Genomic DNA, 12,989 nt, shown 5'->3' on the forward strand with positions numbered 1-12,989 from the left:
TGCTAGCCCTCTAGCTTCGACTTGTCTCGTACTGCACCCTTGTCAGCACTGGTTGCCATACTCGCGTACGCTTTGAGTGCAAATGAAACTTCACGTTGGCGGTCAACTGGTTTCCAGCCTAGTTCGTCTTGTTTTGCACGGCGCTCAGCAAGTTCTTGTTCAGACACTTGGAGTGAAATTGAACGGTTTGGAATATCAATTGCGATCATATCGCCTTGTTTTACCAGACCAATTGCACCGCCGTTTGCTGCTTCAGGAGAGGCGTGGCCGATAGACAGACCTGATGTGCCGCCAGAGAAACGGCCGTCAGTCAGAAGTGCACACTCTTTGCCAAGGCCCATCGATTTTAGATAAGTGGTTGGGTAAAGCATTTCTTGCATGCCCGGACCACCTTTAGGGCCTTCGTAACGGATAACAACCACGTCGCCAGCTTTTACTTTGCCACCCAAGATGCCTTCTACGGCGTCTTCTTGGCTTTCAAATACCACAGCTGGACCAGTGAATTTATGAATGCTCTCATCCACACCAGCAGTCTTAACGATACAACCATCTAATGCGATGTTGCCTGATAGAACGGCTAGGCCACCTTCTTGGCTAAAGGCATGATCGATAGTACGAATACAACCTTCCGCACGGTCGTCATCAAGGCGATCCCAGCGGCAATCTTGTGAGAACGCTTGAGTAGTACGAATACCCGCAGGACCTGCGCGGTAGAACTTAAGTACTTCTTCGTCTTCAGTTTGGATGATGTCGTATTTCGCCAGCTGCTCTTTCATCGAAAGGCCAAGCACGGTGCGCGCATCATTGTGTAGAAGACCTGCACGATCTAACTCACCAAGAATCGCCATGACGCCACCTGCGCGGTGTACGTCTTCCATGTGATATTTCTGGGTAGATGGTGCCACTTTACATAGGTGTGGTACTTGACGTGATAGGCGATCGATATCTTCCATATCGAAATCCACTTCACCTTCTTGCGCCGCGGCAAGTAGGTGCAGAATGGTGTTGGTTGAACCGCCCATTGCGATGTCCAATGCCATTGCGTTTTCGAACGCATCAAACGTAGCGATGTTGCGCGGCAGTGCTGATTCGTCATCTTGCTCGTAGTAACGACGAGTCAGTTCAACGATACGACGGCCTGCATTAAGGAACAGTTGTTCACGGTCAGCGTGCGTTGCCAGCATAGAACCGTTGCCCGGCTGAGAAAGACCCAGGGCTTCTGTTAGACAGTTCATCGAGTTTGCAGTGAACATGCCTGAACACGATCCACACGTTGGACATGCGCTGCGTTCGATCTGCTCGCTTTGCTCATCAGACACTTTTGGATCCGCGCCTTGGATCATCGCATCTACAAGGTCTAGTTTGATGATCTGATCAGAAAGCTTGGTTTTACCCGCTTCCATTGGACCACCAGAAACAAAGATAACCGGGATGTTGAGACGCATAGATGCCATCAACATTCCCGGAGTGATTTTGTCACAGTTAGAGATACATACCATGGCATCGGCACAGTGCGCGTTGACCATGTACTCCACAGAGTCTGCGATAAGTTCGCGTGAAGGCAGTGAGTACAGCATGCCGCCGTGACCCATTGCGATACCATCATCAACCGCGATGGTGTTGAATTCTTTTGCGATGCCGCCGGCTTTTTCGATTTCACGCGCTACAAGCTGGCCCATGTCTTTCAGGTGTACGTGACCCGGAACAAATTGAGTAAACGAGTTTACAACGGCGATGATTGGTTTACCGAAGTCTTCTTCTTTCACACCCGTTGCACGCCACAGTGCTCGTGCACCCGCCATGTTACGACCATGTGTGGTGGTAGCTGATCTATATTTTGGCATTTCCTAATCCTTCTTACTTCTGTTCTGGGTACACATAGTCTAACCAGCCCCACTTATCTTCCGTGGTGCCGTCAAATAGGCCAAAGTAGGCTGCTTGTAGTTCTTTAGTGATAGGGCCGCGCTTACCAGTGCCCACTTCAATCTTGTCGATGGTTGCCACTGGTACAATCTCAGCCGCAGTACCTGTCATGAAGACTTCATCGGCAAGGTAAAGGGCTTCACGAGCAATGTTCGCTTCACGTACTTCGTAGCCTTTATCGCGTGCAATTGTCATGATCGAGTCACGAGTGATGCCCGGTAGAATCGCGCTAGTTGCTGGTGGTGTGGTGATTACGCCATCTTTGATAACGAAGATGTTTTCACCAGCCCCTTCCGATAGGTAACCATCTACGCTTAGCGCAATACCTTCGTCGTAACCGTGACGACGGGCTTCACCACCAACCAGTAGTGAAGATAGGTAGTTACCGCCTGCTTTAGCCGCAGTTGGGATGGTGTTTGGCGCAGCGCGGTTCCAGCTTGAAATCATCGCGTCGACACCTTTTTCTAGCGCTTCTTCGCCTAAGTAAGAGCCCCAAGGAAATGCTGCAATGATTAGATCCATCTCAGTGCCAACTGGTGGACATACGCCTAAGCCAACATTACCGACAAAACCCAATGGACGAATGTAAGCGCTGTCGAGTTTGTTTTGGCGCAGTGTTTCGCGGGTCGCTTCCATGATTTCTTCTACAGAAAAAGGGATCGGAAAGCGGTAAATCTTGGCAGAATCTTTTAGACGTTGTGCATGCTCACGGTGACGGAAGACAATTGGGCCTTTTGGTGTGTTGTAACAGCGCACGCCTTCAAACACGGATGTACCATAGTGCATTGCGTGAGTCAGAACGTGAACGTTCGCCTCTGCCCATGGAACCATCTCACCATTAAACCAAATGAAATCTGCAGTTTTCGTTGCCATTTGTTGCCTTCCTTATGCACTTACGTGTTGTTGTAAGTTGTGATTTGGCAGTTCATCGTTGCGGATTTTTAGCACCTCAACCTTACGAACGTCCCACAACTTCTCTATTTGATTGATCAAAAACGAGATTGGTCGATCGCTGTCGACGATGATCTCGACGCTGGCTACTTTGCTTTCGTGGTTTTGCGTAGCAGCGACTTGTTTGATCACGAAACCTCGGTGACGAATCACACGTAGAACGCGCTCCAACAGTACCGGTTTGTCATCGGCTTTGATGTCGAGTAAATATCTGTCCATGCGATTGTCTCCTATGTATTTTCCAACATATCACTGTTTGATGCGCCAGGTGGCACCAATGGCCACACGTTTTCTTCTTCATCAATCAAAACGTGAAGCATGTAAGAAGTTTCACTCGCTAGCATCTCTTTGAGAGCAGGTTCGACTTCTTCTTTCTTGGTGATGGTTTTGCCCGGGATATCGAATGCTTTTGCTAACATCACGAAATCTGGGTTGTCATCAAGAATGGTTTCACTGTGGCGACCGTCAAAGAACAATGACTGCCATTGGCGAACCATGCCAAGACGTTGGTTATTAAGAAGGACAATCTTCACTGGAATCTGACGACGCTTCAGCGTGCCCAATTCCTGAACGTTCATCATAAATGAACCGTCACCTGTAATAAGGATAGACTGATCATCAGGACGTGCGACTGCAGCGCCCATCGCTGCTGGCAAGCCAAAGCCCATGGTGCCAAGGCCAGCAGAAGTGATAAAATTTTGTGGTTCGCGTGGCTGGATATGTTGCGCTGCCCACATCTGATGCTGACCGACGTCGGTCGAGACAATTGAGCTATCTGGCATCATGTCAGACAGTTGTTTAAGCAATAGCGGTGCGTAGATTAACTCGCCTGGGTGGTCGTAACGCCACTTAAAGCCGCTGCGCAGACTTTCACTGTGATGAACCCACGGTGAGATATCTTGAGTCAGCTCTAGCTGAGGAAGAATGGTGTTGATGTCGCCACGTAATGGTGCGTTGGCGTGGCGCAGTTTATGAATCTCCGCAGCATCAATGTCGATGTGAATCACTTTCGCATTTGGTGCAAACGTATCGAGCTTACCCGTCACACGGTCATCAAAACGCGCGCCAACCACGATCAATAGATCGGCTTCTTGAACCACTAGGTTGGCGGCTTTGGTGCCATGCATACCCAACATACCAAGATAGTGAGGATCATGGCGTTCAATGGTACCGAGGCCTTTTAATGTGCTAACTGCAGGCATTGGGTTTAAGCGAAGAAATTCGCGTACTGCATCGGTTGCTTTCGCAAGTTGCACGCCACCACCAACATACAACACTGGGCGAGTAGATGCTGCCAGCACATCTTGCGCACGTTTGATATCTTCAGCGCTGACATCTTCGATTGCTGGTGCTATGTATGGAGGAAGAAGGTCTGTAGGTGCTTGAGCGAGTTGAACGTCTTTGGCGATATCGACAATGACAGGACCCGGACGACCGGTTTTTGCGACCTCAAAGGCTTCGGCAAGTGTCGGAGCTAGATCTTCAATTTCGGTCACGAGATAGCTGTGCTTAGTACAGGCTAGGGACATTCCGATCACATCCATTTCTTGGAATGCATCGGTACCGATATGAGAGCTAGCAACCTGGCCTGTGATGGCAACTAGAGGTACGGAGTCAAGGAAAGCGTCGGCAAGGCCGGTAACAAGGTTAGTGGCTCCTGGGCCAGAAGTTGCCATGCACACAGCAACGTCTTGAGTGGAACGAGCCATCCCGATAGCTGCCATAGCGGCCCCTTGCTCGTGACGGCATAGGATGTGTTCCACCCCACCGTCATACAAAGCATCATAGATTGGCATGATGGCCCCGCCGGGGTAGCCAAAAACGGTTTCGATGCCTTGCTGTCTTAAAGCGGCTACGACAAGTTGTGCACCAGTCATCGTAAACCTCCTTTGCTACGTTGTGGCTCGTAGCGATTGCCATATTTATTGCACTTCATGTGCACTCCCATTCTTCCCGTTAAACTGTCCGAGGGTTAGACAGATGACAACTTGTAGTTGTAAAAAAACCCCCGGACTTTTCAGTGCGGGGGTTTTTTGTAATTTGTGGTTACCTTTCGCCCACAATACCCCGCGCGGTGCCAATAATGACCACGATAATCAGGGCTAGCAGTGCGTTGATATGAGCGAAAAGGTTCATCTGTCTGTCGTTCTTTTTTCGTTAAAAAATGTTGTGTAATGTTCTACGAAATTGTTTGCGTCATTAGTGGTATCACACAATTCCGCTGCATGACAAGCAAAAAGTCATTCTTTTTTCACATTAACTCTCAATTGGGACGCGGTATATAACATAACCAACTAGATAAAACATTTGTTTACAGAGTGTTCAAAAAAATTGAGGAACGTATGGGGCTGGCAATCATTCATAGTCGAGCAAGCGTCGGGGTGCAAGCGCCATCGGTTAGTGTAGAAGTTCATATCAGCAACGGCATGCCAGGGTTTACCTTAGTAGGCTTGCCAGAGACAACGGTAAAAGAGTCCAAAGATCGCGTACGCAGTGCGATCATTAATTCTAACTTTCAATTTCCTGCTAAGCGGATCACCGTGAACTTGGCTCCGGCAGATCTACCCAAGGAGGGAGGGCGTTTTGATCTTCCTATTGCATTGGGAATTTTGGCCGCTTCGGAGCAAATCGCGACAGATAAGCTCAAAAACTACGAATTTGTTGGTGAGTTAGCGTTATCTGGTGGTCTGAGACCTGTAAAAGGTGTGCTGCCTGCTGCGCTGGAAGCCAGTAAGATTCAACGTCATTTGGTCGTCCCACATGTGAATGGCGATCAGGCGGCGCTGGTGGGGAAGGAACAACATAAATCGGCCCAATCATTACTGGAAGTATGTGCCGAGCTTTGTGGTCAACATCGACTGAATCTTTTTCAAACGCCTAAGCGAAAAACGATCGAAAAACATGGTCGAGACTTACAAGATATTATTGGCCAACAACAAGGTAAGCGAGCACTGGAGATTGCTGCCGCTGGAAACCACAACTTACTTTTCCTTGGCCCGCCAGGTACTGGAAAAACGATGTTGGCTTCGCGTTTGTGTGACTTATTACCGGAAATGAGTGACGAAGAAGCAATGGAAACCGCTTCGGTGGCATCGTTGACTCAGAGTGAAATTAATGAGCATAACTGGAAGTCGCGTCCGTTTCGTTCTCCGCATCATTCAAGTTCAATGGCGGCATTAGTCGGCGGTGGTTCGGTACCCAGACCAGGGGAGATCTCTTTAGCCCACAACGGGTTATTGTTTCTCGATGAAATGCCCGAATTTGATCGTAAAGTTCTGGACTCGTTACGCGAACCGCTCGAATCTGGCGAGATCATTATCTCTCGAGCGCAAGGTAAAACACGCTTTCCGGCTCGTTTCCAATTAGTTGGAGCATTGAACCCAAGCCCGACAGGATATTACGAAGGCAATCAAGCGCGCACCAATCCACAAGCTATTTTGCGCTACCTTGGTCGATTATCTGGACCACTGTTAGATCGCTTTGATATGTCTTTAGAAATCCCAGCTTTGCCCAAAGGGACATTAGCAGAAGGAGGTGATCGCGGTGAGCCGACTGCTATCGTAAAAGCGCGTGTGAGCCATGCGCGTAACAATATGCTAAACCGCAGTGGTAAGGTCAATGCACTGCTAGGTAGTCGAGAAATTGAGGCGTTTTGTCCCTTGCATAAGAGTGATGCTGAGTTTCTTGAAACCGCTTTGCACCGTTTAGGACTCTCGATTCGTGCGTATCATCGTATTATCAAAGTGGCGCGAACAATCGCCGATCTGGATGGGGCGGAGCAAATTGAACGAACGCACTTGGCCGAGGCACTTGGGTATCGAGCGATGGACCGTTTACTGAAACAGCTTACGGCGCAAGCGGTATAGACAGCAAAGTGTCATCGCAACAAGTGTTGTAAGCACCTTGTTGCGATGAAGGACGTTAGAAGGTGTAGTTGAGACCAAGCGACAATAGGTACTCTTTCTCCTCATAAAACGTGATATTCGAGTCAGTTTGGCTATAGCCGGCTAAAGAAATGAACGACCAGTCTTGCCAGTCAAATACGTTTTGATATTCGTAGGCCGCAAATAGGCTGATGGTGTCGTCATTTCGTGTTTTAGCAAAAGTTTGGCTAGCGGCTTGATAGTCTTTCCATGCATAACCCGCTGTGAGGGCCAATCGATGGCGGTTGATAAATTTAAACCAGCTAATGTCAAATCCGTACGAATCAAATGACTCCGCTTTACCGTCGGCATCTTGATTGATGTAGGTGAAAGCGGGTTGCAACATAGACGTTTGGTTGAGTGGAATGCGATAGTCGCCTTTGACATAGTAAAGGTTAGCATCGCGAGCAAGTGAGCGGTCTGTCACTTCCTCCTGCTCGATGTCTTTATCAGCATAAGCAAGATCAAGGTTGAAGTTCTTATCAATTAACCCTTTGATCTGAAAGCGATACGCATTGCCGTCAACATCCGTCTCTTTACGTGCGGTTCCTACTTGATAAGGGTTGCGCCAAGTTTCGCCTTTGAGTACCGTCGGCAGATAGGAAACATCGAGCACGGTGCCAGATTGTAGCTCGTGTTGATAGCCCAACTGAAAAGCGAGTGTACCTACCGCGACATCTGAGCGTGTGGTACCGGCGTAAACTTGGTGGTTGAGTCGGCTACCAAAGGTGTATGTCACACTCCCTAGCGGTGCAGCGATAACAGAACTGTCACTATCGGCACGCTTATCGAGAGAATCGATGGTGTTACTATTTTCTGTATTGAAATTGGATTCTGATGATATGAATCCGGCATTCAGCGAAATTTCACCGCCAAAACCTGCGGTTTCAGCGAGTTGAGCCTGAGCAGAACTGACGACAAAGGCCAAAGGCAAGATAAGTAGCCTTGGTTTCATTCGTTATCTCCTTGTTGTCGAATGAGTGGTGCACATATTGGTTACGGTAACAAATCTGACCATTCCCACGCATGTTCCAATGTGGCAAAGGCGCAGTATAATTACACGCTGTTTTATTCTTCACACATTATCACTGTTGTTTGACTATCATGTTGGCATATTTGTTATTTTTTTTTAACGCTTCTTTTGTGATTCTCAATTCTGCGGTTTGTTCACTCGCAATTTGTGTTATCGCTGTATTTAAAATATTGCTTCCTGGCGTAAAGCTAAAAGCGATAGCGACCGCTTGTGCCAATAAGGTGATGTGGTTATGGGCTACCGTTAATGCGTGCATTCTGGCGGTATCTAACCGTGTTGAGTGGGATGTTCAGGGCGGTGAAGCGCTTAAAAAAGACGGGTGGTATCTGCTGATCAGTAACCATCTCAGTTGGACAGATATTGTTGTGCTTTGCTGCGTGTTTAAAGACCGTATTCCCATGCCGAAGTTTTTCCTCAAGCAACAACTGCTGTATGTGCCTTTCATCGGGATGGCGTGTTGGGCGCTCGATATGCCATTTATGCGTCGCTATTCGCGAGAGTATCTGATCCGCAACCCTCATAAGCGAGGTCAAGATTTAGAGACGACACGTCGCTCGTGCGCTAAATTCAAACACACTCCAACCACAGTGGTTAACTATGTCGAAGGAACCCGATTTACCGAAGAAAAGCAGCGTAAGAGTAAAGCAAACTATCAATATTTGCTGCAACCAAAGTCGGGCGGGATTGCGTACACGTTAGCGGCGATGGGGGAACAGTTCGAGAGCATTATCGACGTGACGTTGGCGTACCCAGAAAATACGCATAAACCGTTCAAGGATTTATTGATGGGCCGCATGAGCAAGGTGGTTGTGCGTGTAAATGTGTTACCCGTTGATGAAAGAGTGCTTGGTGATTACTTCAACGATAAGCCCTATAAGCGACAATTTCAGCAATGGTTGGGGGATGTGTGGCAAGAAAAAGATCGGTTGCTACAAGAGATTTACAAATAAACAAAAGGGGAGCGACGTGCTCCCCTTTTGATTGATATCGATGTGCTTATTTTAGTGTCAGCAAGTAGTTCACCAGAGAGAAGTACTCATCCATCGTTTTGATGCTTTGTGCTTGAACTAGGTATTTGTTGTTAACGATAACCGCAGGAACGCCGGTTAGACCGCTGTTTTCAAATTGCTTGTCCATACGGCGAACCATTGAATCAACCGCGAAGCCTTTGAATGCAGAATCGAATTTTTTCGCGTCTACACCTTCATCAAGGAAGATTTGACGAAGTTCTTCATCATTACGTGGTGCTTTCTTTAGATTGTGGATGCGGTTAAACATCACTGGCACCATTTTGTCTTCCACTTTTAGTGCAACCATCGTTGCGTAGGCTTTGCTCATTGATGGGCCCATGTTGCCACCCATGAAAGAAACGTGGTTTTTTAATAGCTTAGTACCTTCTGGCAACTGCTTTTTCAGTTGCTGGATAACTGGTTCAAAGCTATTACAGTGCGGGCAGTAGAAAGAGAAAAACTCCGTCACAAGAGGTTTTTTTGATGCCTCAAGATCCAATACTTTGTAATGTTCACCTTCTTTGAATTGCGCTGCATGTGCCGACAGGCTTAACATCAGCATAGAAAACAGTGCGAACAGTTTTTTCATCGAAATATCTCCATTTTTGAATTTTTGGCCTGACTTACCATTGAGGCATTAAAGACAGCGGTGCTTCTTCTAAAGCGGCGATCTGCTCTTTAAATGCAAGGACCTGACCTTCCCAGTATTTTGGCTCATTAAACCATGGAAAAGCGAGAGGAAATGCAGGGTCATGCCAACGTTTTGCTAGCCATGCCATATAGTGCACCATTCGTAGACCGCGAAGTGGCTCGATTAGTTTCAATTCTGCAGGATTAAAGTCGCAAAACTCTTGGTAAGCCTCTAAAACAATATCCAACTGCATCAGTTTGTCTTGGCGTTCACCGTTCAGTAGCATCCATAAGTCTTGTACTGCAGGGCCGTTACGAGCGTCATCCAAATCAACAAACATAGGGCCATCTCGCCACAAAATATTGCCTGGGTGGCAATCGCCATGCAAACGAATCATATTGAAGCCTTCTTGCCAGTGGCTTTCAATTGATTTGATCAGCATATCCAAGTCATTGAAGAAGCTGTTCTCCAAGTGCATTGGAATCATATTGGCGTTTTGCAGAATCTCTCTTGGTTGATACAGGTATTCTTGTAAGCCGATCGTAGGGCGATGTTGGAAGGCTTGGCGGTTGCCAACTTTATGGATGCGGCCAAGGAAACGCCCTACACCTTCGAGCTGATCTAAATTGTCAACCTCGTATTGGCGACCACCCACGCTATCAAACAGCGCAAAAGCATAGCCTTGATAGTGATGCAGGGTTTCACCGTTGATGCGCACAGGTGGTGCGATGGGGATCTCATTGCCAATCAGCTCTAAAGTAAAGTCGTGCTCCTCTTGGATCTGTTCATTGCTCCAACGTTCAGGACGGTAAAACTTGACGACATAACGACGACGCTCTTCGTCAGTAAATTGATAAACACGGTTTTCGTAGCTATTGAGGGGAAGAAAGCCTGATTCTGCGCGAACGCCGATGCTTTCTAACGCGTACCACATAAAATCTGGGGTAAGGGCGTCAAAGTTAAACATACTTTGGGACATATAAACAAAAAGGCTCATTACTGAGCCTTTTTCCGTTAGTCACTGAAGTAGCGCTATAGTTTTTTAATAAAACGGCTTTCTACTTCAATAGTGAATTCGTTGCTCTTATCGGTGAGTATAAACTGAATTGTCGTAATCGCAGAGTTTAGCTTGTCAGGATCGGCACCAAGACTCATTGGCAGGTTCAATACCTCACCTGGCTGGACCTGAATTGTCTGCTTACCATACCAGCTTACATCGGATAGCCCTTCAACATCCAACGAGTACTCTTGCACTTGCTGAGTTTTGTTGATCACCTTGAGGGTGTAGGTGTTTTCTACTTCTCCCGAGCTATTAACGCGGAACAGTTGGTTACGGTCGCGAATAACACTCATGCCTGCTGGGTCTACCGCTGCAATTTGGGCAAAGAAAAGACCGACCATGACGAGTAGTACGGCACCATAGCCTAGCAGCTTCGGACGCATGACTTTGGTACTCTTACCCGATAAGCGATGCTCGGTGGTGTAACTAATTAGGCCTTTCTCGTAGCCCATGCGATCCATGGTGTTGTCACACGCATCAATACAGGCGCCACAGTTGATACATTCATACTGCAAGCCGTCACGAATATCGATACCTGTTGGGCACACCTGCACACACAAATCACAATCAATACAATCACCCAAACCAAGTTGCTTTGGATCGGCTTTACGCGGACGTGGGCCACGTTTTTCCCCACGTTTTGCATCGTAGCCAACGATGAAGGTGTCTTTATCAAACATGGCAGACTGGAAGCGCGCGTAAGGACACATGTGAATACACATGATGGAACGCATCCAACCAGCATTACCATAAGTACAAATGGCAAAGAACATTACCCAAAATACGGGCCAGAAGTTGGCGTTAAAGGTGAAAAAGTCGATAACCAATTGCTTCATTGGTACGAAGTAGCCAACAAAAGTAAAACCAGTGGCGAGTGCAATGGCAAACCAAGCTATATGTTTGACGGCTTTACGCATCGCTAAATTCGCCGTCAGCTTATTGGAGTCTTGTTTACGGCGTTTATTGGCACTACCTTCGAGCTTCTCTTCAAACCAGATATACATGAAGGTCCAGACGGTTTGTGGGCAGAGATAGCCACACCAAACCCGACCTAAGAAGGTGGTAATAAAGAACAACCCAAACGCCGCGATCACAAACAGCAAGGCGAGTAGGGTAAGATCTTGTGGGTACAGTGTGGTACCGAAAAAGTTGAACTGCTGGTTGCCAATATCAAGCAAGATCGCTTGACGTTCACCGTAAGGAATCCACGGTATCAAAGCGAAGAGAAGTAGTAAGAACCAACCACCGTAACGACGTAGTTTCTGGTAAGTTCCTTTACTTTCGCGTACATAGATGCGATTACTTGGGTTAAACCGATCCCCATTTCCTTTGTGGGTTTTGGGATTATAGGTTTTAGGAGTCACATCTTTGATATCGATCTTGTCCTGACTCATGCACTCATCCTTCTTAGGCTTTTATAATGTACGGCGTCATTTCTATTGATGTCGCTCGATGACATTGCTGCTCGTTCCGTCATAAAGATGACCGAACATAATTATTTTAGTAAATACTGATGAACGGCGATTATACAATCAATAACAATTCCGTTTCTTTAACGCAGTCAATGTTTAACAACAAAAATCAGTACAGTTAACCTGATAATTGGCTGAACAGTTATAACCAATTGTGGGACTAAAAACTTTGGTTATAAAAAAGCGACTCACAGAGAGAGTCGCTTAAAGAATACTGGCTGTTGAGCTGGTTATTTGATGATGCCACGAGCGCGTAGGATCGCCGTTTTAAAATCGTCCTCTTGGTCTTTTTTGAGTCCAGGGATCATTTCATCTTTGCTGCTATTACGCATTTTAAGGTGGTAGATCAGTACATCGTCGGTCAGATCTTCTAGCTTTCCTTCATAGCCTGCTTCTTTTGCCAGCTTAACGATGAACTGCAATAGGTTCAGCTCTTGCTCTTTATGCCATTCAGGCTCTAGTAGCTCAAGCAGCTCTTCAATGCGATGACACTTCATTTCTTTCTCCACAGAATTTATAGGTGTAATTAGCAGTAAAGGTACCAAATTGCTTTGCGAAGACCAAATAGGAAAAACGATCTCTTTCACTGTAGTTTGTTCTAAGTCTTTGAAGCTTTATGAGTCGCGTGCAAAGAAAAAAGCGCAGCTGGCGCCGCGCTTTTGATTAAGCTGCTTTGATAACTTTGGCCGGAACACTCGACATCATTGCTGTCTTCTCAACCAATGTCATTGCTGGCGCAACTTGCTTTGCCTTTGGTGCAGTAGTAAAGCCACTGCGGCGGCGCATTGCACTAGTATTAGTGTGTGCGAACCTGACTGTTGTTGGGCGCATTAATTTACCTAACTGTCAGGCATATCCATTGCCGATGTAATGGCCTGAATCATTATGAGCTAGGCTCCAACAAGATTGAAGAATCACTCTTCTGGCTCTCGCCAATCCAGTTAATGAGTCAGGAATACCGATATGCATGCATATCAAGTGTAAGA

The 12,989-nt window shown here is 47.0% G+C and carries 12 protein-coding genes; 2 read left to right on the forward strand and 10 right to left on the reverse strand.

Features of this window, described 5'->3' with window-relative positions:
- Window positions 1–2 precede the first annotated feature (2 nt).
- From ilvD to ilvG, 4 genes are read right to left on the reverse strand one after another with little or no spacing between them, the layout of a single operon-like run.
- Window positions 3–1,844, reverse strand: coding sequence for a dihydroxy-acid dehydratase (ilvD, locus tag R7Z10_RS19515; RefSeq protein ID WP_017635601.1), 1,842 nt, complete (start codon window positions 1,842–1,844; stop codon window positions 3–5).
- 13 nt (window positions 1,845–1,857) lie between these two features.
- Entirely contained in the window at window positions 1,858–2,796 is a 939-nt protein-coding gene (ilvE, locus tag R7Z10_RS19520; RefSeq protein ID WP_005378953.1) for a branched-chain-amino-acid transaminase, read from the reverse strand.
- A 12-nt stretch (window positions 2,797–2,808) separates the two neighbouring features.
- Window positions 2,809–3,093, reverse strand: coding sequence for an acetolactate synthase 2 small subunit (gene ilvM / locus R7Z10_RS19525; protein WP_005378958.1), 285 nt, complete (start codon window positions 3,091–3,093; stop codon window positions 2,809–2,811).
- Window positions 3,094–3,104: 11 nt separating this feature from the next.
- On the reverse strand, window positions 3,105–4,751 hold the full coding sequence (ilvG, locus tag R7Z10_RS19530) for an acetolactate synthase 2 catalytic subunit (protein ID WP_005378960.1): 1,647 nt from the start codon (window positions 4,749–4,751) through the stop codon (window positions 3,105–3,107).
- Window positions 4,752–5,216: 465 nt separating this feature from the next.
- Here ilvG and R7Z10_RS19535 point away from each other — a divergent pair, with 465 nt between their 5' ends.
- Complete coding sequence (locus R7Z10_RS19535; RefSeq protein ID WP_005383862.1) at window positions 5,217–6,740, forward strand: YifB family Mg chelatase-like AAA ATPase; 1,524 nt, start codon at window positions 5,217–5,219, stop codon at window positions 6,738–6,740.
- Window positions 6,741–6,795: 55 nt separating this feature from the next.
- Here R7Z10_RS19535 and R7Z10_RS19540 read toward each other — a convergent pair whose 3' ends face one another.
- Window positions 6,796–7,752: a DUF2860 domain-containing protein gene (locus R7Z10_RS19540; protein ID WP_285400266.1), complete on the reverse strand. Its 957-nt coding sequence runs from the start codon at window positions 7,750–7,752 to the stop codon at window positions 6,796–6,798.
- 149 nt (window positions 7,753–7,901) lie between these two features.
- On the opposite strand from R7Z10_RS19540, the gene R7Z10_RS19545 reads away from it, so the two are divergent.
- Window positions 7,902–8,780: an acyltransferase gene (locus R7Z10_RS19545; protein WP_005379035.1), complete on the forward strand. Its 879-nt coding sequence runs from the start codon at window positions 7,902–7,904 to the stop codon at window positions 8,778–8,780.
- A 46-nt stretch (window positions 8,781–8,826) separates the two neighbouring features.
- Here the strand turns inward: R7Z10_RS19545 and R7Z10_RS19550 are convergent, their stop codons facing one another.
- From R7Z10_RS19550 to R7Z10_RS19570, 5 genes are all read right to left on the reverse strand, one after another.
- Window positions 8,827–9,429, reverse strand: coding sequence for a thiol:disulfide interchange protein DsbA/DsbL (locus R7Z10_RS19550; protein WP_005379036.1), 603 nt, complete (start codon window positions 9,427–9,429; stop codon window positions 8,827–8,829).
- Between the two features lie 34 nt (window positions 9,430–9,463).
- Window positions 9,464–10,450 carry a serine/threonine protein kinase gene (locus R7Z10_RS19555; RefSeq protein ID WP_065275093.1) on the reverse strand — a complete coding sequence of 329 codons (987 nt, stop codon included), beginning with the start codon at window positions 10,448–10,450 and terminating at the stop codon, window positions 9,464–9,466.
- A gap of 53 nt (window positions 10,451–10,503) precedes the next feature.
- A complete protein-coding gene (ccoG, locus tag R7Z10_RS19560; RefSeq protein WP_005379038.1) occupies window positions 10,504–11,925 on the reverse strand; it encodes a cytochrome c oxidase accessory protein CcoG in 1,422 nt (473 codons plus the stop codon).
- A gap of 308 nt (window positions 11,926–12,233) precedes the next feature.
- Window positions 12,234–12,500: a YihD family protein gene (locus tag R7Z10_RS19565; protein ID WP_033906580.1), complete on the reverse strand. Its 267-nt coding sequence runs from the start codon at window positions 12,498–12,500 to the stop codon at window positions 12,234–12,236.
- A 166-nt stretch (window positions 12,501–12,666) separates the two neighbouring features.
- A complete protein-coding gene (locus R7Z10_RS19570; protein ID WP_005379043.1) occupies window positions 12,667–12,834 on the reverse strand; it encodes a hypothetical protein in 168 nt (55 codons plus the stop codon).
- Window positions 12,835–12,989: the final 155 nt, after the last annotated feature.

The sequence above is a fragment of the Vibrio sp. Vb1018 genome (assembly GCF_033338775.1).
Taxonomy (GTDB): domain Bacteria; phylum Pseudomonadota; class Gammaproteobacteria; order Enterobacterales; family Vibrionaceae; genus Vibrio; species Vibrio alginolyticus.

Excerpts from the sequence above, each read along its gene's own strand:
- ilvD (WP_017635601.1), bottom strand. The coding sequence starts at position 1,844 with ATGCCAAAATATAGATCAGCTACCACCACACATGGTCGTAACATGGCG.
- ilvE (WP_005378953.1), bottom strand. The coding sequence starts at position 2,796 with ATGGCAACGAAAACTGCAGATTTCATTTGGTTTAATGGTGAGATGGTT.
- ilvM (WP_005378958.1), bottom strand. The coding sequence starts at position 3,093 with ATGGACAGATATTTACTCGACATCAAAGCCGATGACAAACCGGTACTG.
- ilvG (WP_005378960.1), bottom strand. The coding sequence starts at position 4,751 with ATGACTGGTGCACAACTTGTCGTAGCCGCTTTAAGACAGCAAGGCATC.
- R7Z10_RS19535 (WP_005383862.1), top strand. The coding sequence starts at position 5,217 with ATGGGGCTGGCAATCATTCATAGTCGAGCAAGCGTCGGGGTGCAAGCG.
- R7Z10_RS19540 (WP_285400266.1), bottom strand. The coding sequence starts at position 7,752 with ATGAAACCAAGGCTACTTATCTTGCCTTTGGCCTTTGTCGTCAGTTCT.
- R7Z10_RS19545 (WP_005379035.1), top strand. The coding sequence starts at position 7,902 with ATGTTGGCATATTTGTTATTTTTTTTTAACGCTTCTTTTGTGATTCTC.
- R7Z10_RS19550 (WP_005379036.1), bottom strand. The coding sequence starts at position 9,429 with ATGAAAAAACTGTTCGCACTGTTTTCTATGCTGATGTTAAGCCTGTCG.
- R7Z10_RS19555 (WP_065275093.1), bottom strand. The coding sequence starts at position 10,450 with ATGTCCCAAAGTATGTTTAACTTTGACGCCCTTACCCCAGATTTTATG.
- ccoG (WP_005379038.1), bottom strand. The coding sequence starts at position 11,925 with ATGAGTCAGGACAAGATCGATATCAAAGATGTGACTCCTAAAACCTAT.
- R7Z10_RS19565 (WP_033906580.1), bottom strand. The coding sequence starts at position 12,500 with ATGAAGTGTCATCGCATTGAAGAGCTGCTTGAGCTACTAGAGCCTGAA.
- R7Z10_RS19570 (WP_005379043.1), bottom strand. The coding sequence starts at position 12,834 with ATGCGCCCAACAACAGTCAGGTTCGCACACACTAATACTAGTGCAATG.